Origin of the sequence: Streptomyces pactum, from assembly GCF_016031615.1 — a bacterium.
In the GTDB taxonomy this organism is placed as follows: Bacteria; Actinomycetota; Actinomycetes; order Streptomycetales; family Streptomycetaceae; genus Streptomyces; species Streptomyces pactus.
Genome location: NZ_JACYXC010000001.1, coordinates 6,280,860 through 6,305,475 on the forward strand (window position 1 = coordinate 6,280,860; position 24,616 = coordinate 6,305,475).

A 24,616-nucleotide genomic window follows, 5' to 3' on the forward strand; every position below is an offset into this window, starting at 1 on the left:
TGGTACCGGGGACCGGCGGACGCCCCGGGCCCCGGCCGGGTACGGACCGGCCGGGCGGCCGGGCGCGGCGAACCGGAAGAAGGCTGTCGAGTCCGGCCGGCCGTTCCGCCCACGGCAGTCGAAAGAAGTCAGAAGTCATCGATAGTTGCTGACTTATGTTCAGTGGCCGGGAGATCCCTCTGTGATTCTCAACACTCGTCGTCAGTGTCGAGCGGCGATGGGCGGTTATCGGACATGGAGATGCTGGGGAACACCCCGCCGGACCACGGACGGACGGCGCCCCCCACGCCACCCGTCTGCGAAGGGGTGTGGCGCTTCACCGCCCCCGCACTGGACTCCTCCGTGCCCCGGGCCCGGCACGCGGTGCGGGAGCTGCTGGCGCAGCGGCGGGTGCCGGTCACCGAGGAGCAGGCGCAGAGCCTGCTGCTGATCGTCTCGGAACTGGTCACCAACGCGGTACGGCACGCCGCGCTGCTCTCCCCGCAGATCACCGTGGAGGTCCGGGTCGGCGGGGGATGGGTGCGGCTGGCCGTGGAGGACGACCATCCGTACCGGCCCAAGGCACTCCAGGCCGACCCCGGGCGCACCGGCGGGCGGGGCCTGCTCCTGGTCCAGGCGCTCGCCGAGGAGGCCGGGGGCACCTACGACGTGGACCACATCCCGAGCGGCGGCAAGGCGGTCTGGGCCGCGCTGCCGCTGCCCGCCGCGCCGCCGCCCGGCGCCGAGCCGGCGGCCGGATCCGTACCGGCGCCCGCCCCCGCGCCGCCGGCCGGGCCCGTCCCGCCGTTCGCGACCGCCGGGCCCGCGGAGCACGGGGCCCCGGTGCGGCCGGGCGCCCCGGTGTGGCCGGCCGGTCCGGCAGCGGCGCGTCCGCCGGCCGGTCCCGCGCCCGCCGGGCCGGTGCCGCCCGCCGCCCCGGTGCCGCCGGTCACCAACCCGCGGCGGCCCCGGTGATCTCCCGGATCACCGGCCGGGCGGCGTCCAGCACGGTGGGGAACCAGGCCGAGAACGGAGCCGTCCCGAGCAGCGCGTCCAGCTCCGCCGGGGTGACGAACGCGGTCTGGGCGATCTCCTCCGGGTCCGGCCGCGGCACGGCCTCCACCAGCCCGGCGAAGAGGTGGTTGTACTCCTGCTCCACCAGGCCCGACGCCGGGTCGGGGTGGTTGTACCGGACCCGGCCGGCCTCCCGCAGCAGCACCGGGCCGAGCCCCAGCTCCTCCCCGGTCCGCCGGGCCGCCGCGGCGAACGGCGGCTCGCCCGGGTAGGGGTGGCCGCAGCAGGTGTTGGACCACACGCCGGGGGAGTGGTACTTGCCCAGCGCCCGGCGCTGGAGCAGCAGCCGCCCGGCGGAGTCGAAGAGGAAGACCGAGAAGGCCCGGTGCAGCCGGCCCGGCGCCCGGTGGGCGGAGAGCTTCTCCGCGGTGCCGATCGTGTTGCCGTCCTCGTCGACCAGCTCCAGCATGATCGGTTCGGTGCGCCCGTTCGGCGCGGCGGCCACGGCGGTGGGATCGGCGGTGCGGCCATCGGCAGGTGTGATCGGCATGACCATCCTCGTTGTCGGTCGGGCCTTCAAGTCTCGCCTACATTCCGTCCCGCGACCATGGAACGACGGCGCGTCACGGACCCGGCGGCACCCGGGTGACCGGGTGCCCGCCCGGTCACGGCCGGACCGCGCGGCGCCGGCCGCCGGGGCCTGCGCCCGGCCCGCCGGGGCCACCCCGCGGGGCGCGGCGCGTCCGGCGGAGCCCCGCCGGCCCGGTGCGGCGGACCGCCAGGAGGTACGGACGGGGTCCGCGTTGCGTCCCCGGCCCGCCCGGCCCCGGCCCGGCGCGCCCCGGCCGGGCCGTTCCCCCGGGCACGTACGCCGGAAGTCCCCGGCCCCGGCCCGGCACACCCGGCCGGACCGTTCCCCGGGCACGTATGCCGGGTCGCCGGCCCGTCCGCGATGGGGCCGACCGGGCCCGGTAGTCGCCGGGTGTTCCCGGCCGCGGGCCGCCGGGCCGTGGCGCCCGACCGCCGGTCCGGGAGCGCCCGGCACCCGTGGGGGTGTCCGTCGACGTCTTCGGCTGCCGCGCCCCGGGTCGGACCCGCCTGCCCGACCCGCCCGCCTGCCGGGGCCCCACCGGTCGGGGCCCACCGGCCGCCGGGCCCCGCAGACCGGCCGCGCGGACCTCCGGCCGGGCCACGTCTGCGACCCCGCCCCGCGAGCCGGCCCCGTCGTGCCCGCGACCGAACCCCGGAGGCCGGCCCGTCGCACCCCGTGGACCGGACCCACCGCGCCGCCGGCCCGGTCCGCCGGCCAGGTGCGTCCCGCCCGCCTGCCCGACCCGACCGCCGGCTCCGCCGCGCCGCGGGCCGGGTCCCGCGGGTCAGCCGCGCCGCGCCTCCGGCCGGTGCAGGCACCAGCCGTCCCACGCCGACTCCACCATCTCCCGCACCCCGTACCGGGCGGTCCAGCCCAGCTCCTCACCGATCAGCGCGGCGGAGCCCACCACCCGCGCCGGGTCGCCGGGCCGGCGCGGCTCCACCCGGGGCTCCAGCCCGGTGCGGCCGGTGACCTCCAGCACCAGGCCGGCCATCTCGCGTACCGACACGCCCCGGCCGGTGCCGATGTTCAGCGTCAGGTCGCCCGCGCCGCGCCGCTCCGCCAGCCGCCGGGCCACCGCCACGTGCGCCGAGGCCAGGTCGGCCACGTGGACGTAGTCCCGGACACAGGTGCCGTCCGGGGTCGGGTAGTCGTCGCCGAAGATCAGCGGCGGCTCGCCGCGGGTCACCCGCTCGAACATCATCGGCACCACGTTGGACACCCCGGTGTCCGCCAGCTCCGGACGGGCCGCCCCGGCCACGTTGAAGTAGCGCAGGCAGGCGGTGGTCACGCCGTGCGCCGCGCCCACCGCCCGCACCAGCCACTCCCCGGCCAGCTTGGTCTCCCCGTAGGGGTTCACCGGGGCGCACGGCAGGTCCTCGGTCACCAGGTCCACGTCCGGGGTGCCGTAGACGGCGGCGGAGGAGGAGAACAGGAAGCTGCCGACGCCGGCCGCGGTGACCGCCTCCAGCAGCACCGTCAGCCCGTGCACGTTCTCCCGGTAGTAGTGCAGCGGCCGCTGCACCGACTCGCCGACCTGCTTGCGCGCGGCCAGGTGCACCACCCCCTCCACCGACAGCTCGGCGAGGGTGCGGTCCAGCAGCTCCCGGTCGAGTGTGGAACCGGTCACCAGCGGCACGCCCTCCGGCAGCCGCCGCGCCGCGCCGGAGGACAGGTCGTCGAGCACCGCCACCCGCAGCCCGGCCTCCGCCATGGCCCGCACGACATGCGCCCCGATATATCCGGCACCACCAGTGATCAGCCACGTCATGACAGGCACCCTATCCAGCACCGTGCCCGGGGGCGTTTGTCGTCCGGCGGCGCGATCCACCATGATGATCGCGGCAGACGCAACCATCGATCACCCGATCGTGCGGTGAATGTGCGGTGAACGGGCGCTTCCACGCATCCGATAGCCTCTGCCGACGTGCCGCCCGCCCCCGGCGGAGCGCGGAGCGCGCGCCGCCCGCTGCCCCGGGGCCCGGACGGGTCAGGCCGTCCATGCCGGAAGCCAAGGAGTGAGTTCGTCTGTCGACCGCCATTCTCACCGGTCCGCCGGTCGTCGGCTCGTCCCTGACGGAGGACCTGGCCGCCCTGGGCTTCGCGGTGCGCCCGGCCGCCGACGCCGCCGCCGCCGCGGCCCAGCTCACCGCCGTCCCGGCCGGTGAGCGCGTCGCCGTGGTGGACACCCGGTTCCTGGGCCACCGCCACGCGCTGCGCCTGGCACTGACCGACCCCCGCTTCCCCGCCGCCGCCGTGGACGGCGCGCTGACCGCCGCCCCGGAGGCCCGCGAGGAGCTGGCCCGGGCGCTGGCCGCGCGGGCCGGCCGAGCGCCGGCCGAGCGGCCCGCCGGCCCGCTGCCGGACGCGCTCGCCGCCGATCTGCTCGGCGCCGGCGTCCCCGTCCACCGGCCGGAGCTGGGCGCCCTGGTGGCCGCCGTGCCCGACGCCCCCGAGGAGCGGGCCGCCGCCCGCGCCGCGGTCGCCGCCGTCGACGAGGAGGAGGTCCGGCTGCGGTCCGCGGTGAAGTCCCGGGACGGGTTCTTCACCACCTTCTGCGTCAGCCCCTACTCGCGTTACCTGGCCCGCTGGTGCGCCCGCCGCGGCCTGACCCCGAACCAGGTCACCACCGCCTCGCTGCTCACCGCGCTGATCGCGGCCGGCTGCGCGGCCACCGGCACCCGGCCCGGGTTCGTCGCGGCCGGGGTGCTGCTGATCGCCTCGTTCGTGCTCGACTGCACCGACGGCCAGCTCGCCCGCTACGCGCTGCGCTACTCCACCCTCGGGGCCTGGCTGGACGCCACCTTCGACCGGGCCAAGGAGTACGCGTTCTACGCGGGCCTGGCCCTCGGTGCCGCCAACGCCTCCGGCGACGACGTCTGGGCGCTCGCGCTGGGCGCCATGGTGCTCCAGACCTGCCGCCACGTGGTCGACTTCTCGTTCAACGAGGCCAACCACGACGCCACCGGCAACACCAGTCCCACCGCGGCCCTGTCGGACCGCCTGGACAGCGTGGGCTGGACCGTCTGGGCCCGGCGCATGATCGTGCTGCCGATCGGGGAGCGCTGGGCGCTGATAGCGGTGCTCACGGCCATCACCACGCCCCGGATCACCCTGGTCGTGCTGCTCGTCGGCTGCGCGTTCGCCGCCTGCTACACCACCGCCGGGCGGGTGCTGCGCTCGGTCACCCGCAAGGCGCACCGCACCGACCGGGCGGCCGGCGCGCTGGCCGACCTCGCCGACACCGGACCGCTCGCCGAGGGCTGCGCCGCCGCGCTGCGCGGGGCGGTCCGCCGGCTGCCCGGCCTCGCCGCCCCGGTCCTGACGCTGCTCGGCGCGCCGGCCGTCGTCACGGTCGCGGCCATCGCCCCGTTCGGCGGCGTCTGGCCGGTCGTCGCCGCCCTCGGCTACGCGCTCACCTCGGGCGCGGCCGTGGCCCGCCCGCTGAAGGGCCCGCTGGACTGGCTGGTGCCGCCGCTGTTCCGGGCCGCGGAGTACACCACCGTGCTGGTCCTCGCGGCCCGCTCGGAGGTGAACGGCGCCTTGCCGGCGGCTTTCGGGCTGGTGGCAGCGGTCGCCTACCATCACTACGACACGGTGTACCGCATCCGCGGTGGCACCGGCGCGCCGCCGCGCCTGCTGGTGAGGCTCACCGGCGGGCACGAGGGACGGACGCTGGCCGTCACGGCCGCCGCCGCGCTCTGGCACGACCAAGGCTTCACCATCGCGCTGACGGCCCTCGCGGGGGTCCTGGCGCTGGCGGTGCTCATCGAGAGCATCCGCTTCTGGGTGTCCTCCGGAGCACCCGCAGTACACGACGGAACAGGAGAACCCGCATGATCGGCCTCGTGCTGGCCGCCGGCGCCGGACGGCGTCTGCGTCCCTACACCGACACCCTCCCCAAGGCCCTGGTGCCGGTCGGGCCCGAGGGCCGGGAGGACAGCCTCACCGTCCTCGACCTCACCCTGGGCAACTTCGCGGAGGTCGGTCTGACCGAGGTCGCGATCGTGGTCGGCTACCGCAAGGAAGCGGTGTACGAGCGCAAGGCCGCCCTGGAGGCCAAGTACGGCCTGAAGCTCACCCTGATCGACAACGACAAGGCCGAGGAGTGGAACAACGCCTACTCCCTGTGGTGCGCCCGTGACGTGCTGCGGCACGGCGTGATCCTGGCCAACGGCGACACCGTGCACCCGGTCTCGGTGGAGCGGACGCTGCTGGACGCCCGCGGCGAGGGCAAGAAGATCATCCTCGCCCTGGACACCGCCAAGCAGCTCGCCGACGAGGAGATGAAGGTCGTCACCGAGCCCGGCAAGGGCGTGCGGCGCATCACCAAGCTGATGGACCCGGCCGAGGCCACCGGCGAGTACATCGGCGTCACCCTGATCGAGGGCGAGGCCGCCGCCGACCTGGCCGACGCGCTGAAGGCCACCTTCGAGCGCGACCCCGACCTCTACTACGAGGACGGGTACCAGGAGCTGGTCAACCGCGGCTTCACCGTCGACGTGGCGCCGATCGGCGAGGTCAGCTGGGTGGAGATCGACAACCACGACGATCTGGCGAAGGGCCGTGAGATCGCGTGCCGGTACTGACCCGACTCATCCCCTCGCCGGTTGTCGTCGACATCCGTGCCGGGGCCCTGGATGACCTGGCGGGGGTGCTGGCCGACCAGCGCATCTCCGCCTCGGGGAAGCTGGCGGTGGCGATCAGCGGCGGCTCCGGGGCGGTGCTGCGCGAGCGGCTCGCCCCGGCGCTGCCCGGCGCCTCCTGGTACGAGGTCGGCGGCGGCACCCTGGACGACGCGATCAAGCTCGCCGACGCCATGAAGTCCGGCCACTACGACGCGGTGGTCGGACTCGGCGGCGGCAAGATCATCGACTGCGCCAAGTTCGCCGCCGCCCGGATCGGCCTGCCGCTGGTCGCGGTCGCCACCAACCTCTCCCACGACGGGCTGTGCTCGCCGGTCGCCACCCTGGACAACGACGCGGGCCGCGGCTCCTACGGCGTGCCCAACCCGATCGCCGTCGTCATCGACCTGGACGTGATCCGCGAGGCCCCGGTCCGCTTCGTCCGCTCCGGCATCGGCGACGCGCTGTCCAACATCTCCGCGGTCGCGGACTGGGAGCTGGCGCACCGCGAGACGGGCGAGCAGATCGACGGCCTGGCCGCGGCGATCGCCCGCCAGGCCGGCGAGGCGGTGCTGCGGCACCCCGGGGGCGTCGGCGACGACGGCTTCCTCACCGTGCTCGCCGAGGGCCTGGTACTCACCGGCATCTCGATGTCGGTCGCCGGTGACAGCCGCCCGGCGTCCGGCGCCTGCCACGAGATCAACCACGCCTTCGACCTGCTGTTCCCCAAGCGCGCCGCCAGCCACGGCGAGCAGTGCGGACTGGGGGCCGCCTTCGCGATGCACCTGCGCGGGGCCCACGAGGACTCGGCGCTCATGGCCGAGGTGCTGCACCGGCACGGGCTGCCCGTGCTGCCCGAGGAGATCGGCTTCACCGTGGACGAGTTCGTCCGGGTGGTGGAGTTCGCCCCGCAGACCCGTCCGGGGCGCTACACGATCCTCGAACACCTGGACCTGTCCACCGACCAGATCAGGGACGCGTACGCCGACTATGCCAAAGCAGTCAGTCAAGCCATCAGTGGCTGAACTCCGCCCGGTCGTCCACCCCCCGGGGGTGAAGGACCGGCGGAGCGGTGAGCACTGGGCCGGCCGGCTCTACATGCGCGAGATCTCGCTGCGCGTCGACCGGCACCTGGTGAACACCCGCATCACGCCCAACCAGGTGACCTACCTGATGACGGTCGCGGGCGTCCTCGCCGCCCCGGCGCTCCTGGTGCCGGGGATCCCGGGCGCGGTGCTCGGCGTGCTGGCGGTCCAGCTCTACCTGCTGCTCGACTGTGTCGACGGCGAGCTCGCCCGGTGGAAGAAGCAGTACTCGCTCGGCGGCGTGTACCTGGACCGGGTCGGCGCCTACCTGTGCGACGCCGCGGTCCTCGTCGGCTTCGGCCTGCGCGCCGCCGACCTGTGGGGCTCGGGCCGCATCGACTGGCTGTGGGCCTTCCTCGGTACCCTCGCCGCGCTCGGCGCCATCCTGATCAAGGCGGAGACCGACCTCGTCGGCGTCGCCCGGCACCAGGGCGGTCTCCCGCCGGTCCAGGAGGCGGCGTCCGAACCGCGCTCCTCCGGCGTGGCCCTCGCCCGCCGGGCCGCGGCGGCCCTCAAGTTCCACCGGCTGATCCTCGGCATCGAGGCGTCGCTGTTCATCCTCCTCGTCGCGATCGTCGACACGGTCCGCGGCGATCTGTTCTTCACCCGGCTCGGAGTGGTCGTCATGGCGTGCATCGCCATGCTCCAGACCCTTCTGCACCTGGTGTCCATCCTCGCGTCGAGCAGGCTGAAGTGATCCCGGAGACGATCAAGGTCGGCGCGGTCGTCCTCACCATGGGCAACCGCCCCGACGAGGTGCGCGCACTGCTGGAGTCGGTCGCCCGGCAGGAGGGCGCCCCCATCGAGGTGGTGGTGGTCGGCAACGGCTCGCCGCTGCCGGCGTTCGACGTCCCGGGCCTGACCGTCCGGACCGTGGAGCTGCCGGAGAACGTCGGCATCCCGGCCGGCCGGAACGTCGGCATCGAGGCGTTCGGGCCGGGCGGCCGCGACGTGGACGTCCTGCTCTTCCTCGACGACGACGGGCTGCTGCCGCGGACCGACACCGCCCGGCTGTGCCGGGAGGCGTTCGCCGCCGACCCGCGGCTGGGGATCATCACCTTCCGGATCGCCGACCCGGAGACCGGCACCACCCAGCGCCGCCACGTGCCCCGGCTGCGCGCCTCCGACCCGATGCGGTCCTCCCGCGTCACCACCTTCCTCGGCGGCGCGAACGCGGTGCGCACCGCCGTCTTCCAGCAGGTGGGCGGCCTGCCGGACGACTTCTTCTACGCCCACGAGGAGACCGACCTCGCCTGGCGGGCGCTGGACGCCGGCTGGATGATCGACTACCGGTCGGACATGGTGCTGCACCACCCGGCCACCGCCCCCAGCCGGCACGCGGTCTACCACCGCATGGTCGCCCGGAACCGGGTCTGGCTGGCCCGTCGCAACCTTCCGGCCGTCCTGGTCCCGGTCTACCTGGGGGTGTGGATGCTGCTCACCCTGGCCCGCAAACCGTCCGGGCCGGCGCTGCGCGCCTGGTTCGGCGGGTTCCGCGAAGGCTGGAAGACCCCGTGCGGTCCCCGCCGTCCGATGAAGTGGCGTACGGTATGGCGCCTGACCCGACTGGGCCGGCCTCCCGTCATCTGACAAGCTCGGGTCGATAAGCATCGGGCGCGACCCGGGGACGGCCCCCGGCAGCGCATCCTGAGGACGAAAGTGTCAACTGTGAGCGAGACTACGCACGACAGTGCGGTCGTCATGAGTGCCCCGCCCTCGCCGGACGACGGTCTGACCCCTGCTGAGCTGGCGCGCAAGTACGGGCTGGAGGTCAGCGGGGCCCGGGTGGGGCTGGGCGAGTACGTCCGGCAGCTGTGGGGCCGGCGCCACTTCATCCTCGCCTTCTCGCAGGCGAAGCTGACCGCCCAGTACAGCCAGGCGAAGCTGGGTCAGCTGTGGCAGGTGGCGACCCCGCTGCTGAACGCGCTGGTCTACTTCCTCATCTTCGGCATGCTCATGGGCGGCCGGGGCGGCATGGAGAACGACGAGTACATCCCGTTCCTGGTGACCGGGGTGTTCGTGTTCACCTTCACCCAGAGCTCGGTGCTCGCCGGGGTGCGCGCCATCTCCGGGAACCTGGGCCTGGTGCGGGCCCTGCACTTCCCCCGGGCGGCGCTGCCCGTCTCCTTCTCGCTCCAGCAGCTCCAGCAGCTGCTGTTCTCGATGATCGTGCTGGTCATGGTGCTGGTGGGCTTCGGGCACTACCCGGACCTCGCCTGGCTGCTGATCATCCCCACCCTGGCGCTGCAGTTCGTCTTCAACACCGGCCTGTCGATGGTCATGGCACGGCTGGGCAGCAAGACGCCCGACCTGGCCCAGCTGATGCCGTTCATCACCCGGACCTGGCTCTACGCCTCGGGCGTGATGTACAGCATCCGGGAGATGCTGGCCCGGCACGACGCCCCGGGGTGGCTGGACGACGTGCTGCTGGCCAACCCGGCGTCGGTCTACATAGACCTGATGCGCTTCGCGCTGATGGACGACTACTCGTCGGCGAACCTGCCCTCGCACGTGTGGATGCTCGCCCTCGGCTGGGCGCTGCTCGCCGGCATCGGCGGCTTCATCTACTTCTGGAAGGCGGAAGAGGAGTACGGCCGTGGCTGAGCGCACCGAGCAGCACCGGGAGAGGGCCGCGGACGGGGCCCGCATCCCCACCGTCATCGCCGATGACGTGCACATCATCTACAAGGTCAACGGCGGGTCCCGCGGGAAGGGCAGCGCCACCGCGGCGCTCAACCGCATGCTCCGCCGGAAGACCGCACCGGGCATGCGGGAGGTGCACGCGGTGCGGGGCGTCACCTTCGTGGCCTACCGGGGCGAGTCGATCGGCCTCATCGGCTCCAACGGCTCGGGCAAGTCCACGCTGCTCAAGGCGGTGGCCGGGCTGCTGCCGACGGCGCGCGGCAAGGTCTACACCGACGGGCAGCCGTCGCTGCTGGGCGTGAACGCGGCGCTGATGAACGACCTCACCGGTGAGCGGAACGTCATGCTGGGCGGGCTCGCCATGGGGATGACCCGTGAGCAGATCCGCGAGCGATACCAGGACATCGTGGACTTCTCGGGCATCAACGAGAAGGGTGACTTCATCTCGCTGCCGATGCGGACCTACTCCTCGGGCATGGCGGCGCGGCTGCGGTTCTCCATCGCGGCGGCCAAGGACCACGATGTGCTGATGATCGACGAAGCCCTGGCGACCGGTGACCGGAAGTTCCAGAAGCGCTCCGAGGCCCGCATCCGGGAGCTGCGCAAGGAGGCCGGCACCGTCTTCCTGGTCAGCCACAACAACAAGTCCATCCGGGACACCTGTGACCGCGTGCTGTGGCTGGAGAAGGGCGAGCTGCTGATGGACGGCCCCACCGACGAGGTGATCAAGGCGTACGAGCGGGAGACCGGCAGGTAGCCCCGCCGCCTCCGCGCACCCCGCGCACGGCCCGCCCGGGCCGTCCGCACCCCAGGCCCCGCCGGCGATCGGCGGGGCCTGAATCGTTCCCTCCACCGCTCGGCCGTCCCGTCGGTCCGCCGGCCGGCCGTGCCGCCGGTCCGTCGCCCGGCCGTCGCCGGCCCCGAAGGCGCCGGTGTCTCGCGGCCCGCCTCTCCGCCTTTTCCCCCTCCGGTGCCGCGCGGCCCTCGCCGCCTTCCCACCGCCCCGACACTCCCGGCGCCTCGCGGTCCGCGTCCCTGATGTCGCCGTGCCGCGCGGCGCGCCCGCCGCCTTGGGTGCGGGGCCGCCGTCCACGCCGGCCGCCCGCCCGGTGCCGTTCCGCCGCGCTCCTCGCGCCTCCGCGGTGGCGCGGGGCCGGCCGCGCGTGCCGTGGCCGGTACGTGTCAAGCGTGGCGATCAAGCCAATCGAAAAAAACAGCGTGCAAGAGGAATAGAACGGCGTTGACAAGGTCAACGCGTGAATTCCGCGGGCTCCGCGGAGCAAATGCCCGCTGGGTGAGAAGCATTTCGTCAAAGCCTTGACTGTCGCGGGTGGGGTCGTCTGATAATTGAGACGTAACCGGCTTCTTCCGGATGTGACTGGCGAATGCGACACAAAGGGGAAATCGCGTGTTAACGCCGTTGTCAACAAAGGATGTACCGATGCCCACCTGGACCCGGGAAATGGACCGGGTCGCTCTGCTGTCCGCCCGCGAGGCGGAGACGTTCGCCCTGCTGGGAGCGGGGTGGTCCAACCGGAGGATCTCCGTCCGACTCCAGGTGACCGAACGCACAGTGAAGGCCCACGTGGCCCGCATCCTGGAGAAGTTGCAGGTCGAGTCACGTCTCCAGGCGGGCTTGGTAGCGCTCAGCTACCGGCATATGTACGAAGGTACAGTGTCCCAAGAGATCAAGGCTGGATAACGTATCGGACACCGCCCCTCGATATATGCTTCGGCACTTTGCTTTTCCTGAATTCTGCCCGCTCGAAGAAAGGGCACAGGCATGCCGGACGGCCATAATCCCCGTCGTGTACCCGGATTGGCAGTAACGATTCCTCGTGCTGCTGGTCCGGTGTCCGGCGGAGCGCCGTCCCCGACCCGGCGGGACCGGCCGGCCCCGGCCGCACCGGTCCCGCGGTCGTGCCGGGCCGCCTCGTCCGGGGCACCGCCGCCGCCGGGTGCCCGGCACGGCCACCCGGCGGTCCGGCCGCCCGGGTGACCTCGCCGGACCCGGCCGCCGGACCACGCACACACCCAGCAAACCCGAGTACGTAACCGAACCACCCGAGAGCAGTGCGAATTGCCGATCCAGGCGGCCGCTGACGCATGCGGTCGCCGGACAGGGGGCCGCGATGTACGACGCCATAGTTGTGGGAGCACGGATCAGCGGGTCGGCGACGGCGATGCTGCTGGCCGAGAAGGGCTACCGGGTCCTGCTGCTGGACCGGGCCACCTTCCCCGGCGGCAAGGCCGCCGCCACCAATCTCGTGCATCCACCGGGCGTCGCCCGGCTGCAGCGCTGGGGCCTGCTGGACGCCGTCAAGGCCACCGGCTGCCCGCCCATCCACTCCTACGGCCTGCAGAGCGGACCGGTGGAGCTGATGGCCAGACTGCCCGCCGCCGAGGGCGTCGCCGAGGCGTACTCGCCCGCGCGGCGCAAGCTGGACGAGATCCTGCTGGAGGGCGCGGTGAAGGCCGGCGCCGAACTGCGCGAGCAGGTCGCGGTGCGGGAACTGCTCACCGATGACACCGGCACCGTGACCGGGATCCGCGGCGAGCTGCCCCACCGCACCCCGGTGACCGAGCACGCCCGGGTGGTGATCGGCGCGGACGGCGCCAACTCCACCGTCGCCCGCCTGGTCGGCGCCGAGAAGTACGACGCCGCCCCGGTCCTCAACAAGAGCCACTGGTCCTACTGGTCGGGCCTGCCGCACGACGGCCGGGTCCGCACCTACCGCCACAACAACAAGCACTGCTTCACCTGGCCCACCCACGACGGTCTCACCATCGTCGGCGTCGCCCTGCCGGTGAAGGACTTCCGCGCCACCGACGACGCCGACCGCGACCGGACGGTCATCGCCGCCTTCGACGAGGTGGACCCCGCCTTCGCCGAGCGGCTGCGCCGCACCGAGCGGGTCGACTCCTGGATGACCGGCGCGGTGCCCAACTTCTTCCGCCGCTCCCACGGTCCCGGCTGGGCGCTGGTCGGCGACGCCGGGTACACCCGCGACCCGATCACCGCCGCCGGCATCACCGACGCGCTGCGCGGCGGCGAACTCCTCGCCGGCGCCGTGGACCGCGGCCTGTCCGGGCGGACCGGGCTCGACCAGGCGCTCGCCGGCTACGCCCGCGACCGGGACGACCTGGTCCGCGGCCACTACTGGTACACCCGTGACCACGCGATGATCGCCAACCACAACCGCGAGGAGATCGAGATCATCCGGGCCATGACCCGCAGTCCGGCGCACGGCACCGGGATGGTCGGCATGTTCGCCACGGTCGTGCCACCCGCGGAGTTCTACTCCGCGCAGAACATCCACGCCCTCTTCGACCACGTCGCCCCGGGGCTGGAACCGGGCTGGAAGATCCGCATGGTCCGCTGGATGGTCCGCGGCGCCCCCCGGCACCTTCCCCCGGTGACCCGCCTCGCCGACCGGCTGATCGCCGCCAACCTCGGCAGCATGGGCCGCTACCTGCTCCACAGCTCGGCGCGGGGCGGCGCGCCCCGGCGCGCGGCCTGACCACCACCGCCCCGCGGGGCCGGCGCCGCGCCACCCACCCCCCTGCTCCACCCACCCCATTCCCTCCGGAGGCATCGGCATGTCCAGCAACTCCGCTGTCCCTTTCCAGACCGCGTTCCTCTTCCCCGGCCAGGGCGGGTTCGACGGAGCCGCGCTGCGCCGGGCCGCCGCCGCCCACCCGCAGGTGCGGCGCGTCTTCGAGCGCATCGACCCGATCACCGAGGAGCTGTACTCCCGGCGGCTGAGCGAGCTGGTCCTCGGGCCAGGCGAGGCCGACCTGCGGGACCTCCTCGACACCGCGCCCTGGGCCTCCCAGGTCGCCATCTACGGCGCGGGCCTGGCGGCGTACGAGATCCTCACCGACAGCGGCGTGCGCCCCGACGTCCTGGCCGGCCACAGCCTGGGGGAGATCACCGCGCTGGTCGCCGCCGGGGCGTTCTCGGTGGAGGACGGGGTGCGCATCGTCGCCCGGCGGGTCGCGGTGATCGAGCGGCACGGCGGCGCCGAGGGCCGGATGGTCGCCCTCACCGCCTCCGCCGAGCGCACCGGGAAGCTCCTGGACCTGATCGACGAGCCGCTGCTCGCCGTCGCCACCGAGAACCACGACGAGCAGACCGTCGTCAGCGGCCCCTCCGGGGTGCTGGACCGGGTGGTGGCGATCGCCGGCCAGCTCGGTCTGAACGCCATCGAGATCGACACCCCCTTCCCCTTCCACACCCCCGCACTCGCCCCGGCCGCCCCCGAGTTCGCCGCCTATGTGCGCACCCTGGAGCAGCGGCCGCTGCGGCACCCGGTGTACTCGCCCATCCTCCAGCGCTCCTACGAGCCCGGCGACGTCCTCGCCGACCTGCTCGCCGAGCACTTCACCCGCCCGGTGCGGTTCGCCGCCGCGGTGCGCCACCTGCGCCGGGAGGGGATCTCGGTGTTCGTGGAGGCCGGCGGGCGCGGCGCGCTGTCGAAGCTGGTGGACCGGCTGCTGGCCGGGGACGAGGTGCGGACGCTGCCCACCCTCGCGGTGCTCGGCGGCTCGCTCGCCCTGGACGGCTCGCTCCGGACGCTGCGCGAGGCCGGCCTGGCGGGCCCCGGCGCCGGCCCGCTCGCCGAACTGCTCGCCCCCACCGTGCCGGCGGAGGTCTTCGCCGCCTACTGGAGCGAGCGCGGCCGGTTCGTCCTGGAGCTGCTCCACGACGAGCTGGAGACCTTCCGCAAGGAGCACGCCGCCGGCCCGGCGGCGGACGGCGCGCCCGCCCCGGCCGCGGTGCCCGCCGCCCCCGAGGAGCCGGCCGCCGCGCCCGGGCAGCAGCCGGCCGCCCAGGCCCCGGCGAACGGCGGCGCCGCCCCGGACCGCGCCACCCTCCTCACCGAGCTGCGCACCCTCTACGCCGAGGCGCTGGAGTACCCCGAGGACGTCTTCGAGGACGACGTGCAGCTGGAGGCCGAACTGGGCGTGGACTCCGTCAAGCAGGTCGAACTGCTCTCCCGGGTCTCCAGCCGCTACGGACTGCCGCCCCGGGACTCCGGCTTCCGGCTCGCCGACTACAACACCATGGGCCGGATCACCGACTTCGTCCTCGCCCAGCTGAACGACGCCTCCGCCTCCACCACCGGCTGACGTCCCCCACACCTCCACGCTTTCGAGAGGAGCAGGCGTTCCATGAGTGACCTCACCGGGAAGGTGGCACTGGTCACCGGCGGGTCGAAGGGGATAGGCAGGGCGATCGCCCGGGAACTGGCGGCACGCGGGGCGCACATCGTCCTGAACTACTTCCACTCCCACGACGACGCCAAGCGGACCCGCGACGAGCTGGTGGCGGCCGGTGCCACGGTGGACCTGGCCCGGGCCTCGGTGGCCCGCCAGGAGCAGGTGGACCGGATGTTCGCCGAGATCGACGAACGGCACGGACGGCTGGACATCCTGGTCAACAGCGCCGCCAACGGCGCGCTGCTGCCGCTGTCCGACGTCACCGACGAGCACATCGCCAAGGCCATCGACACCAACTACAAGGGCGGACTGCGGTGCGCCCGCGCCGCGGCGCCGCTGATGGCCCGCAACGGCGGCGGGGCGATCGTCACCGTCTCCGCCCTCGGCGGCTCCCAGTTCGTGATGGCCAACTACTCCGCGTGCGCCCCGGCCAAGGCCGCCGCGGAGGCGGCCGCCCGGTACCTGGCGGTGGAGTTCGCCCCGCTGGGCATCCGGGTCAACACCGCGTCCGCCGCGATGCTCCGCAGCGAGGTGGCCGACAAGTTCCCCCGGGCGCGGGAGATGCAGGAGGTGATCGCGGCGGCGACCCCCTTCAAACGGCTCGGCACCCCCGAGGAGTTCGCCCGGGTGGTGGCCTTCCTCGCCTCCGACGACGCGGCCTGGATCACCGGCCAGGTGGTGCTGGCGGACGGCGGTCTCTCGCTGGGCGCCGCGCTGCTCTCCCCGCCGGACCCCGCCACGCCCGCGACGGCCGCCACGCCCCGGACGACCGCGGCGGCTCCGGCGACGGCCGCGGCTCCGGCCGCGGCCTCCGCCCCGGTCGCGACCTCCGCTCCGGCCGCCCCCGTGACCCCGGCGGCTCCGGCCCCCCGCACCCGCACCCGTGCCCGCCCCCGGCCGCGGCACCGGCGGCCACCCCCGGCGGGACCGTACCGGCCGGGAACCCCGCCGCGTCCGCCCCCGCCGCCCCGGCGTCCGCCGGCGGGCCCGCGCCGGACCGCCGGCCCGCCACCGCCGAACCGCGGCCGGGCCCGCGCCCCGCACCGGCGCCCGTCCCGGCGGAGCCCGAGGACGACGACGCCATCGCGGTCGTCGGCATGGGCCTCACCGTCGCCGGCGCGAACAGCCCCGAGGAGTTCTGGAAGCTGCGCACCACCGGCGACGAGCTGTTCGTCAAGGTGCCCGCGGACCGCTGGGCGCACCACAACTTCCACTCCGCCGACACCGAGGACGAGGACAAGGCGTACGCCGAGAACTGCGTCTTCATCACCGACTTCGTGCCCGTCCCCGGCTCGGTGGACAGCATGGCCGGCCGGGGCCGGGACGAGGACCCGGGACAGGACCACGAGCTGACCACCATGTGGCTGCGGCACAGCCTGGTGCAGGCACTCGACGGGGTACGGCACCGCGACACCGACCGCTGCTCCTTCGTCGTCGGCTACACCCCGGACGGCAGCCAGCACCTGGAGGAGGCCGGCGTCCTGGACAGCGTGACCCGGATGGCCGGCGACATCGTCGACGGCCTGGAGCTGTCCGAGGCGGAGCGCCGGGCGCTGCGCGAGGACATCGACGGGGCGCTGGCGCGCCGCTACTGGCGGGCGGCGCACGGCGGTTCCCGCTTCCTGCCGCACCGGGTCGGCGAGCTGGCCATGGCCGGCCTGCTGCCGCCCGCCACCGAGCTGCACATGGTCGACACCGCCTGCTCCTCCTCCCTGTACGCCATCGACATCGCGGCCAAGGGCCTGCTGATGGGCAAGCAGGACATCGCGGTGTGCGGCGGCGCGTTCGCCCTCGCCCCGCGCGGCACCGTGCTGTTCTCCAAGCTCCAGGGGCTGTCCAAGCGCGGCCGGGTGCACGCCCTGGACGAGGACGCGGACGGGGTGATCTTCGCCGACGGCGCCGCGCTGGTGGTGCTCAAGCGGCTCAGCCGCGCCCGTGCCGACGGCGACCGGGTGCTCGGCGTGCTGCGCGCCTTCGGCTCCTCCTCCGACGGCAAGGGCAAGGCGATCTACGCGCCGAACGCCGCCGGCCAGTCGCTCGCGGTGCGCCGCGCGCTGGAGGCCGGCGAGGTGGGCGCGGACGCGGTGCAGTGGGTCAACGCCCACGCCACCGGCACCCCGGCCGGGGACCTCGCGGAGTTCACCACGCTGCGCGAGTTCTACGGCACCGGGGGCCCGGCGACCGTCACCTCCAACAAGTCGCTGATCGGGCACACCGGCTGGGCGGCGGGCGTGGTCTCGCTCATCGAGAACCTGCTGGGCCTGGCGGAGGACACCATCCCCGGCCAGTTCCGGTTCAGCACGCCCCGGGCGGACTTCCGGCTGTCGGAGACCGGGCTGCAGATCACCCCCGAGGCCCAGCCGTGGCCCCGGGAGGAGGCCGGCCCCCGGCTCGCCGCGGTCTCCGGCTTCGGCTTCGGCGGCACCAACGCCCACCTGATCGTCGCCGAGGACCGCACCGAGCCGCTCGCCCGCGCCACCGCCGCGCCGCGGCCCGCCCAGGTGCCCGACACCGGACACCGGATCGCGGTGGTCGGCTGGTCGGCCCACCTGCCCGGGCTGGACGGCCGGGAGGCGGTGGAGCGCTGGCTGGACGGGGGCGCGCCCCCGCTGGACAGCTTCGGCCAGGACTATCCCGCGCCGCCGTTCAACAAGGTGCGGCTGCCCCCCAAGACGATCCGGGCGCTGGACCGCTGCCAGCTGATGATCCTGGAGTGCGCGCACCAGCTGCGCGACCGGATGCCGGAGTTCTGGGCCGAACAGGCCCGTACCACCGGGGTGTTCGTCGGTCACATGGGACCCACCCGGGCCGCGATGCTCTACGCCAACCGCTGCTACCTCGACGACATCGCCGAGGCGCTCACCGGGGTGCGCTCCGACGCCGTCCCCGGGGTGCTGGACGCCCTGCGGGAGCGGGTCCGCGGCATGATCCCCGCGTCCAACGAGGACTCCTTCCCCGGCCAGATGCCCAACATCATCTCGGCCCGGGTGGCGAACTACTTCGACCTGCACGGCCCGAACATGACGATGGACTCCGGCTTCGCCTCCGCGCTGTCCTCCATCACCTCCGCCGGCCGCTACCTGCGCACCGGTGAGCTGGACTTCGCGCTGGCCGGCGGCATCAACGGCAACAGCCTGCCGGAGTACCGCACCCTCATCGGCGACCTGCTGCCGCCGGAGGCGACCGCCCTCGCCGAGGGCGCCTTCCTCTTCGCCCTCACCACCGAGGAGCGGGCCCGCCGCGCCGGCCTGGAGATCCTGGCCTACGTGGACGAGCCGCTGGGCGGCCGGCAGGAGGAGGCCGCGCCGGTGGGCAGCGTGCTGTGCGGCGCCCCCGACCCGGACAACGCCCGCTACCTCGGCGCGGCCGGCGGACTGGCGGTGCTCAAGGCGCTGCGCGGCGCCCCCGGCACCGTGCAGGTGTCCACCGACACCACCGAGACCGCGGCCGGCGCCCGGCTGTGGCTCACCATCCCCGGCCCCGGCGGCGACACCGGGCCGCGGCCGGACGCCCACCGGTCCGTCACCGGCCACCGGACCAGCACCGACAACGGGTCCGCCACCGGTCACGGCACCGCCACCGGCAACGGGCGCGCCACCGACGACGCCCCCCGCCGCCGGCCACGGCACCCCCCACCGCCCGCCGGCCGGAGCCGGCCGCCCTCCCCGCTCGGTTCGCCACCGACGGGCTACGGGACGGCGACGGCACGCCGTTCCAGGTCCGCCGGCAGGTCCCGCGGCTGACCCCGGCCCCCGCCCGGACGGTCCGCGAACGCACCCCGTTCCTGCCGCCGGGCGCACTGGTCCTCACCGACGCCCCCGAGCAGCTGGCCGAGGCGGCCGGCGACCGCACCGGGTTCACCGTGCTGTCCACCGTCCCGCTGCCCCGGCCCCGGCCCGGCTGGCACCACCTGCCCGAGGTCACCACCGAGGCGGTCGCCGCCCGCCTCGCCGAGGCCGGGCCCGCCGTCCGCCACCTGCGGGTCTTCGCCGATCCCGGCCGCTCCGCACCCCTGCCCGGCAGCCTCACCGCGCCGGCCCCCTCCCTCACCGCCCTCCACGACGCCGCCTACCTGGTGCTCCAGCGGGCGTACGACGACCTGGGCGCGGCCGGCTCCTCGATCGTGGTGCTGCTGCTGGGCGCCTTCGACGGCGGGGCGCCGCACCCGTACACCGGGCTGTTCTCCGGCCTGCTGAAGACCGCGCACCTGGAACGGGCCGACGCCCTGGGCTACGCCCTGTTCACCAGCACCACCGATCCGGTGCGGGCGGTCGCCCGCGCCGAGGAGGAGAGCGCCGCGGAGCGCACCTTCCCGGTCGTGTTCGACCTCGACGGGGTGCGCAGCGGCTACCGGCTCACCGAGGAGCCCAACGACCTGACCGGCGGGGCGCCGGCCGTCCTCGGCCGGGACTCGGTGGTGGTCGTGGCGGGCGGCGCGCGCGGCATCACCGCCGAGGTGGTCAAGGCGGTCGCCGAGCACTTCCGGCCGCGCCTGTACGTCCTGGGCAGCAACGCCCTCGACACCTACCCGCCGGAGACCTTCACCGGGAACGACGAGGAGTTCGCCGCCCGGCGCGCCGGCTACATCAAGGCCGAGCTGGCCAAGCGGGACGGGCGGACCGTCGCCGACATCAACCGCGCCTTCGACCGGCTGATCAACGCCCGCGACGCCAGGCGGAACCTGGAGCGGATGGCCGAGCACAGCGGGGCGGACCGGGTCACCTACCTCGCCTGCGACATGCGCGACGCCGCGGCGGTGGACGCCGCGATCGGCCGCGTACTGGCCGAGCAGGGCGGCATCGACCTGCTGGTCAACGCGGCCGGACTGCAGCGGTCCGGACTGATCAAGGACAAGAGCTTCGCGGAGTTCACCTCCATCCGCGACCTGAAGGTGGACGCCTACCGCAACCTCAAGCGGGCGCTGCGCGCCGCCCCGCCCCGGCTGTGGTGCAACTTCGGCTCGCTGCTGGGGTACTTCGGACAGCTGGGGGAGGCCGACTACGCGGCGGCCAACGACTTCCTCGCCGCCGCCGCGGTGCACCAGTCCGCCACCACCGCCACCGAGGAGTTCACCATCGGGTGGACGCTGTGGGAGGGCGTCGGCATGGGCGCCAACGAGCTGACCAAGGCGTACTACGAACGGGCCGGCTCCTACAGCGGCATGGCGATCGCCGAGGGCGTCCAGCACTTCGTGCAGGAGCTGCACGCCCCCGTCCGGCGCCCCTCGGTGGTGCACCTGGGCGAGGCCGAGGAAGCCACCGTGGAGAAGTTCTACCCCGGCTACCTCATCGCCGCTCCGGCCCCCGCGGCCGCGCCGGGCTTCTACCTGCGCCGGCTGGTCTCCCGGGACGCCGGCTCGGTGGTCTTCGAGTGCCCCTTCGACCTGCACACCGACGGCTACCTGCGCCACCACACGGTGCGCGGCGAGGCCACCCTGCCGGGCACCTTCGTCACCGAACTGGCCGCCGAGGCCGCCCGGTACCTGGTCCCGGGGAAGAAGGTGATCGCCTTCGAGGACCTGCGCTTCGAGCACTTCCTGCGGGTCTACCGGGACGTGCGGTCCGGCCCGCGGCGCATCCGCGCCGAACTCGACGGGACCCCCGGCGAGACCACCGTGGTGCGGGTGCTGATCACCGAGGACGTGGTCGCGCCCGGCGGCAGGGTGCTGATCCGGGACCGGGTGCACTTCCGCGCCCGGGTGGTGCTCGCCGACGCCTTCCCGGCCGCGCCCCGCTGGGAGGCGTGGGAGAGCGGCGCCGAGACCCCGGTGCCCGACCCCTACCACCAGCCCGGCGCACCGGTCTCGCTCACCGGGCCGTTCGTCTCCACCACGGACACCCGGATCCACCCCAAGGGCAAGCGGGCCCGGTACGCCCCCGACCTGCCCGCCGGTGACCCGGTCTGGCCGCGGTTCACCGTGCCCTGCGTGCTGCTCGACGGGCTCGCCCGGGTGGGCGTGCTGGACCTGGTCGACGGCCACCTGGTGCCGGTCGCCGCGCCGCTGTCGATCCGCCGCATCGACCTGTACGAGGAGACCAGCGACCACGCGCTGGCCACCGCCGGGGAGGTGATCGACCTGTACGCCACCCCGCCCGGCTTCGACCTCGCCGCCGAGCAGATCAGCAACCGGTTCGTCGCCGCTCGCCCGGACGGCCGGATGCTGCTCCAGATGAAGGACCTGCGGGCCACCCTGATCGGCTACATCGACGCCCGCACCGGCGAGGCCGTCCCCGCCGACCGGGCCGGACGGGAGGCGGCGCGCCCATGACCTCCCCGGCCGCAGCGGCGGCCCGCACCGGCCGCGGGCCGCACCGACCCGAGGAGCGCACCGATGACAGGACGGCACCGATGACCGCACGCGCCCACCCGCCCGCGACCCGGCCCGGTCCGCCGGCCGCGGGGACCTCCCCCGCGGCCGGCGGACCGCCCACCGCCGCGCCGGCACCCGCGCCGTTCCCGCCCGCCGGTCCGGTCCCCGGACCGGCCGGCGAGGCGGCCGAGGACGCCCCCGTCCAGCCGGTCACCCGGATGGTGTGGGAGCTGACCGAACTCCCCGCCGACACCGGGCACACCGTGCCCGCCGGGCTCCGGGTGGAGGTCGTCGGCGGCCCGGAGGAGCTCGCCGGCGCGGTCGCCGCGGAGCTGACCCGGCACGGCGCACGGGTGCACCGGGGGCCGGCCGGCGGCCCCGCCGACGCCGTCGTGGACCTCTCCGCCGCCGCCCCGCTGGGCGGTGCCGACGGCCCCGGCGGCTGGCGGGATGCCCTGACCGGCACGGTCACCGCGCTGCGCGCCCGGTACGACGAGTGGGCCGCGGAGACCGCCGCTGACCGGCTGTTCTACCTGGCCGTCACCCGTCTCGGCGGCGGTCTGGGCCAGCACCCCGGGGACGCCCTGGAGGAGCCGCTGGGCGGACTGTGGGCGGGCCTGGCCAAGACCCTGCACCGCGAGTTCCCCAACTGCAACGCCCGGGTCCTGGACATCGGCCCGGACGACGTGGACCGGCTGCCCGCGCTGATCGCCGCCGAACTGGGCCGGGTGGGGGAGATCGAGGTCGGCCACCGCGACGGCCGGCGCCTCACCCTCACCCCCACCGCCCGGCCGTGCCCCGCGCCCACGCTCGACCTGGGCCCGCGGGACACCGTGCTGATCTCCGGCGGGGGCCGCGGCATCGGCTGGCAGCTGGCCCGCACCCTCGCCGAGCGGCACGGCACGCGGGTGGTGATCACCGGCCGCGAGCCGCTCCCGGCCGGCGACGAGCCCTGGGCCGGCACCGACGAGGCGGGCCTGAAGGAGTACGAGCGCGGGCAGTGGGCGGCCCGGGCACCCGGCGAGTCCCCGGCCGCGGTCCGCCGCCGGCTGGACCGCGTCCGCCGGCTGTGGGAGCTGGCCGGCAACCTCGACCGGGCGCGCCGGGCCGGACTGCGGGTGGAGTACGCCCGCTGCGACGTCACCGACCCCGGCCAGGTGCGCGAGCTGATCCGGCGCGAGGCGGACCGGCTGACCGGCGTGGTGCACAACGCCGGGGTGGACACCGCCGCCCGGCTGCCGAAGAAGACCGACGCGGAGATCCTGCGCACCGTCGAGGTGAAGATCGACGGCTTCCGCCACCTGTTCGACCAGGTGCGCGAGCTGCCGCTGAAGTTCTTCTGCAACGTCGGCTCGCTCACCGGACGGCTGGGCGGCATGGTCGGCCAGCTGGAGTACGCCGCCGCCAACGACGGCCTGGCCCGGCTGGGCCGGTGGGCCGGACGCCGCGCCGCCTTCCCGGTGATGACGCTGGCCTGGCCCACCTGGGACCGGATCGGCCTGATCGCCAACTTCACCGCCACCCTGCGGTACATGGCGGCCATCGACGTCACCGACGGACTGGACCGCTGGCGGGCGGAGCTGCTGGCCGGCTCCGAGGGGGAGATCACCTTCGTCGGGCCGCTGGGCCGCGCCATCGACCCCGGGCAGGCCGTGGGCTACCCGGTGGTCCCCGCGCTCCCCGGCTTCACCGCCAGCTACCCGCGGATCTTCCACCTCGGCACGGTCCGCCGCTACCGGCCGCACGCGCTGCTGGACGCCACCGTCACCTTCGACCGCGCGCAGGCCCCGGTGCTCGGCGACTTCCAGGTCGACGGCGCCGACGCGGTGCCGGTCTCGCTGCTGCTGGAGAACGCGCTGCGGGCCGCCGAGTGGCTGGTCCCGGAGGACTTCCCGGCGCTGCGGGTGGAGGCGCTGGAGGACATCGTGGTGCCGCTGGCGCTGCTGCGGCTGACCGACGGCACCGCACGGCTGGACCGTACCGCCCGGGCCTTCCACGACGGACACCACTGGGTGGTGGAGGTCGGCTACCACCGGGCCGGGGACACCGCCGGGCCGCGGGCCCGGGTCCGGGTGGTGCACGCCGTCCGCGGCGGCGGACCGGACACCGCCGGGCCGGCCCGCCCGCCGGCCCCGCCCCGCCCGCAGGTCGCACAGACCACCACCCTGCGCTCCGGGCCGCCGTTCCTGCGCTGGCGGGGCGCCGTGGTACCGGCCGCCGAGTGGGAGCCGGGCCCCGCGGACCGGCCGGTGGGCCGGGTGCGGCCGTGCGCCGCCAACGACCTGTGGGCCACCCCGTACGTCCCGCACCCGGCGCTGCCGGTCGCCCCGCTGGAGAACGTCGTGCGGCGCTGCACCCGGCGCGGCGACGGGCTGTCGGTCACCCCCGACCCGCTGGTCGTGGGGCGCATCACCCCGCACGCGTCCGAGCGCGGGCCCTCCCGGGTGGAGGGCGACCCGGCGCTGGGCGTGTGGCGGATCACCTGTGAAGCCTCCGGAGAACCCGTGGCGACCGTCGCGGGCTTCCCCGGGCCCCTCGGCCTCGGCGACGCCCGGGCCGGGGCAGCACCACCCCCGCACCACTGACACACCACGCACCACGCACCACACTGAACGACAACCACGCCGGAAAGGGACCGTCATGGCAACTCCCGAAGAGAACAAGGCCGTTCTGGAGCGCTACTACGAGGAGTGCCTCAACAAGGGCAATCTGGACGTCATCTACGAGGGCGCCACCGAGGACCACATCAGCCACGGCACCGCGCCGAACGACAAGGAGGGCGTGGAGCACCTCAAGGAGTGGGTGCGCCTGCAGCGCGCCTCCTTCCCCGACCTCCACGTCACCGTGGACGACTGGATCCTGGAGGGCAACAAGGTCGTCAGCCGGTTCACCGCCCGCGGCACCCACACCGGCGACGACTACGCCGGCGGCCTGATCCCGGCCCGCGGCCGGAAGCTGGAGATCTCCGGCATCGTCATCGACGCGTTCGACGACGAGGGCAAGATCTTCGAGAGCTGGTTCTCCATGGACTCCTTCGACCTCGCCCAGCAGCTGGGCGCCTTCGACGCGCCCCCGGCCGGCTGAGGCCGGCCGGTCCCCGACCCCGGACATCCGCCGGCCGGGCCGCCCCCACCGGGGCGCCCCG

At 74.6% G+C, this 24,616-nt stretch carries 16 protein-coding genes and 2 pseudogenes; 16 read left to right on the plus strand and 2 right to left on the minus strand.

What is annotated here, in order from left to right; translation table 11 throughout:
- Positions 1-234: 234 nt before the first annotated feature.
- A pseudogene (locus tag IHE55_RS24790) lies at positions 235-717 on the plus strand (ATP-binding protein); the annotation flags it as partial.
- Positions 718-928: 211 nt separating this feature from the next.
- Here the strand turns inward: IHE55_RS24790 and idi are convergent.
- Positions 929-1,543: an isopentenyl-diphosphate Delta-isomerase gene (idi, locus tag IHE55_RS24795; protein ID WP_197991051.1), complete on the minus strand. Its 615-nt coding sequence runs from the start codon at positions 1,541-1,543 to the stop codon at positions 929-931.
- A gap of 826 nt (positions 1,544-2,369) precedes the next feature.
- Positions 2,370-3,356, minus strand: coding sequence for a UDP-glucose 4-epimerase GalE (gene galE, locus IHE55_RS24800; protein ID WP_197991052.1), 987 nt, complete (start codon positions 3,354-3,356; stop codon positions 2,370-2,372).
- 257 nt (positions 3,357-3,613) lie between these two features.
- Between galE and IHE55_RS24805 the strand changes: the two genes are divergently transcribed.
- The 15 genes and pseudogenes from IHE55_RS24805 to IHE55_RS24870 all read left to right on the plus strand — a co-directional run bounded on the left by IHE55_RS24805 (position 3,614) and on the right by IHE55_RS24870 (position 24,555).
- Positions 3,614-5,425 (plus strand): DUF5941 domain-containing protein, encoded by a 1,812-nt coding sequence (locus IHE55_RS24805; RefSeq protein ID WP_197992232.1) that lies wholly within the window; start codon positions 3,614-3,616, stop codon positions 5,423-5,425.
- Entirely contained in the window at positions 5,422-6,174 is a 753-nt protein-coding gene (locus IHE55_RS24810; protein ID WP_197991053.1) for a phosphocholine cytidylyltransferase family protein, read from the plus strand. Before IHE55_RS24805 ends, IHE55_RS24810 begins: the two co-directional genes overlap by 4 nt.
- Positions 6,162-7,235: an iron-containing alcohol dehydrogenase family protein gene (locus IHE55_RS24815; protein ID WP_197991054.1), complete on the plus strand. Its 1,074-nt coding sequence runs from the start codon at positions 6,162-6,164 to the stop codon at positions 7,233-7,235. Before IHE55_RS24810 ends, IHE55_RS24815 begins: the two co-directional genes overlap by 13 nt.
- Positions 7,201-7,992 carry a CDP-alcohol phosphatidyltransferase family protein gene (locus IHE55_RS24820; RefSeq protein ID WP_197991055.1) on the plus strand — a complete coding sequence of 264 codons (792 nt, stop codon included), beginning with the start codon at positions 7,201-7,203 and terminating at the stop codon, positions 7,990-7,992. The genes IHE55_RS24815 and IHE55_RS24820 overlap by 35 nt, the downstream gene beginning before the upstream one ends.
- A 38-nt stretch (positions 7,993-8,030) precedes the next feature.
- On the plus strand, positions 8,031-8,885 hold the full coding sequence (locus tag IHE55_RS24825; RefSeq protein WP_232266794.1) for a glycosyltransferase family 2 protein: 855 nt from the start codon (positions 8,031-8,033) through the stop codon (positions 8,883-8,885).
- Between the two features lie 78 nt (positions 8,886-8,963).
- On the plus strand, positions 8,964-9,899 hold the full coding sequence (locus tag IHE55_RS24830; RefSeq protein ID WP_197991056.1) for an ABC transporter permease: 936 nt from the start codon (positions 8,964-8,966) through the stop codon (positions 9,897-9,899).
- A complete protein-coding gene (locus IHE55_RS24835; RefSeq protein WP_197991057.1) occupies positions 9,892-10,695 on the plus strand; it encodes an ABC transporter ATP-binding protein in 804 nt (267 codons plus the stop codon). The genes IHE55_RS24830 and IHE55_RS24835 overlap by 8 nt, the downstream gene beginning before the upstream one ends.
- A 684-nt stretch (positions 10,696-11,379) precedes the next feature.
- The gene (locus IHE55_RS24840; protein WP_197991058.1) at positions 11,380-11,640 is read left to right on the plus strand and encodes a response regulator transcription factor; all 261 of its coding nucleotides are present in this window, start codon (positions 11,380-11,382) and stop codon (positions 11,638-11,640) included.
- A 430-nt stretch (positions 11,641-12,070) separates the two neighbouring features.
- Positions 12,071-13,459 carry an NAD(P)/FAD-dependent oxidoreductase gene (locus IHE55_RS24845; protein WP_197991059.1) on the plus strand — a complete coding sequence of 463 codons (1,389 nt, stop codon included), beginning with the start codon at positions 12,071-12,073 and terminating at the stop codon, positions 13,457-13,459.
- Between the two features lie 79 nt (positions 13,460-13,538).
- On the plus strand, positions 13,539-15,071 hold the full coding sequence (locus IHE55_RS24850) for an acyltransferase domain-containing protein (RefSeq protein WP_197991060.1): 1,533 nt from the start codon (positions 13,539-13,541) through the stop codon (positions 15,069-15,071).
- A 42-nt stretch (positions 15,072-15,113) separates the two neighbouring features.
- Positions 15,114-15,851, plus strand: a pseudogene (locus IHE55_RS31725) (SDR family oxidoreductase); the annotation flags it as partial.
- A gap of 407 nt (positions 15,852-16,258) precedes the next feature.
- Positions 16,259-18,904: a beta-ketoacyl synthase N-terminal-like domain-containing protein gene (locus tag IHE55_RS24855; RefSeq protein ID WP_197991061.1), complete on the plus strand. Its 2,646-nt coding sequence runs from the start codon at positions 16,259-16,261 to the stop codon at positions 18,902-18,904.
- Positions 18,905-19,023: 119 nt separating this feature from the next.
- The gene (locus IHE55_RS32395; protein WP_197991062.1) at positions 19,024-21,429 is read left to right on the plus strand and encodes an SDR family NAD(P)-dependent oxidoreductase; all 2,406 of its coding nucleotides are present in this window, start codon (positions 19,024-19,026) and stop codon (positions 21,427-21,429) included.
- 80 nt (positions 21,430-21,509) lie between these two features.
- Positions 21,510-24,056: a KR domain-containing protein gene (locus tag IHE55_RS24865; RefSeq protein ID WP_197991063.1), complete on the plus strand. Its 2,547-nt coding sequence runs from the start codon at positions 21,510-21,512 to the stop codon at positions 24,054-24,056.
- A 55-nt stretch (positions 24,057-24,111) separates the two neighbouring features.
- A complete protein-coding gene (locus tag IHE55_RS24870; RefSeq protein ID WP_197991064.1) occupies positions 24,112-24,555 on the plus strand; it encodes an ester cyclase in 444 nt (147 codons plus the stop codon).
- Positions 24,556-24,616 lie beyond the last annotated feature (61 nt).

Coding starts and splice junctions, on each gene's coding strand:
- idi (WP_197991051.1), bottom strand. CDS start 1,543: ATGCCGATCACACCTGCCGATGGCCGCACCGCCGATCCCACCGCCGTG.
- galE (WP_197991052.1), bottom strand. CDS start 3,356: ATGACGTGGCTGATCACTGGTGGTGCCGGATATATCGGGGCGCATGTC.
- IHE55_RS24810 (WP_197991053.1), top strand. CDS start 5,422: ATGATCGGCCTCGTGCTGGCCGCCGGCGCCGGACGGCGTCTGCGTCCC.
- IHE55_RS24820 (WP_197991055.1), top strand. CDS start 7,201: ATGCCAAAGCAGTCAGTCAAGCCATCAGTGGCTGAACTCCGCCCGGTC.
- IHE55_RS24825 (WP_232266794.1), top strand. CDS start 8,031: ATGGGCAACCGCCCCGACGAGGTGCGCGCACTGCTGGAGTCGGTCGCC.
- IHE55_RS24840 (WP_197991058.1), top strand. CDS start 11,380: ATGCCCACCTGGACCCGGGAAATGGACCGGGTCGCTCTGCTGTCCGCC.
- IHE55_RS24845 (WP_197991059.1), top strand. CDS start 12,071: ATGTACGACGCCATAGTTGTGGGAGCACGGATCAGCGGGTCGGCGACG.
- IHE55_RS24850 (WP_197991060.1), top strand. CDS start 13,539: ATGTCCAGCAACTCCGCTGTCCCTTTCCAGACCGCGTTCCTCTTCCCC.
- IHE55_RS24855 (WP_197991061.1), top strand. CDS start 16,259: ATGGGCCTCACCGTCGCCGGCGCGAACAGCCCCGAGGAGTTCTGGAAG.
- IHE55_RS24865 (WP_197991063.1), top strand. CDS start 21,510: ATGACCGCACGCGCCCACCCGCCCGCGACCCGGCCCGGTCCGCCGGCC.
- IHE55_RS24870 (WP_197991064.1), top strand. CDS start 24,112: ATGGCAACTCCCGAAGAGAACAAGGCCGTTCTGGAGCGCTACTACGAG.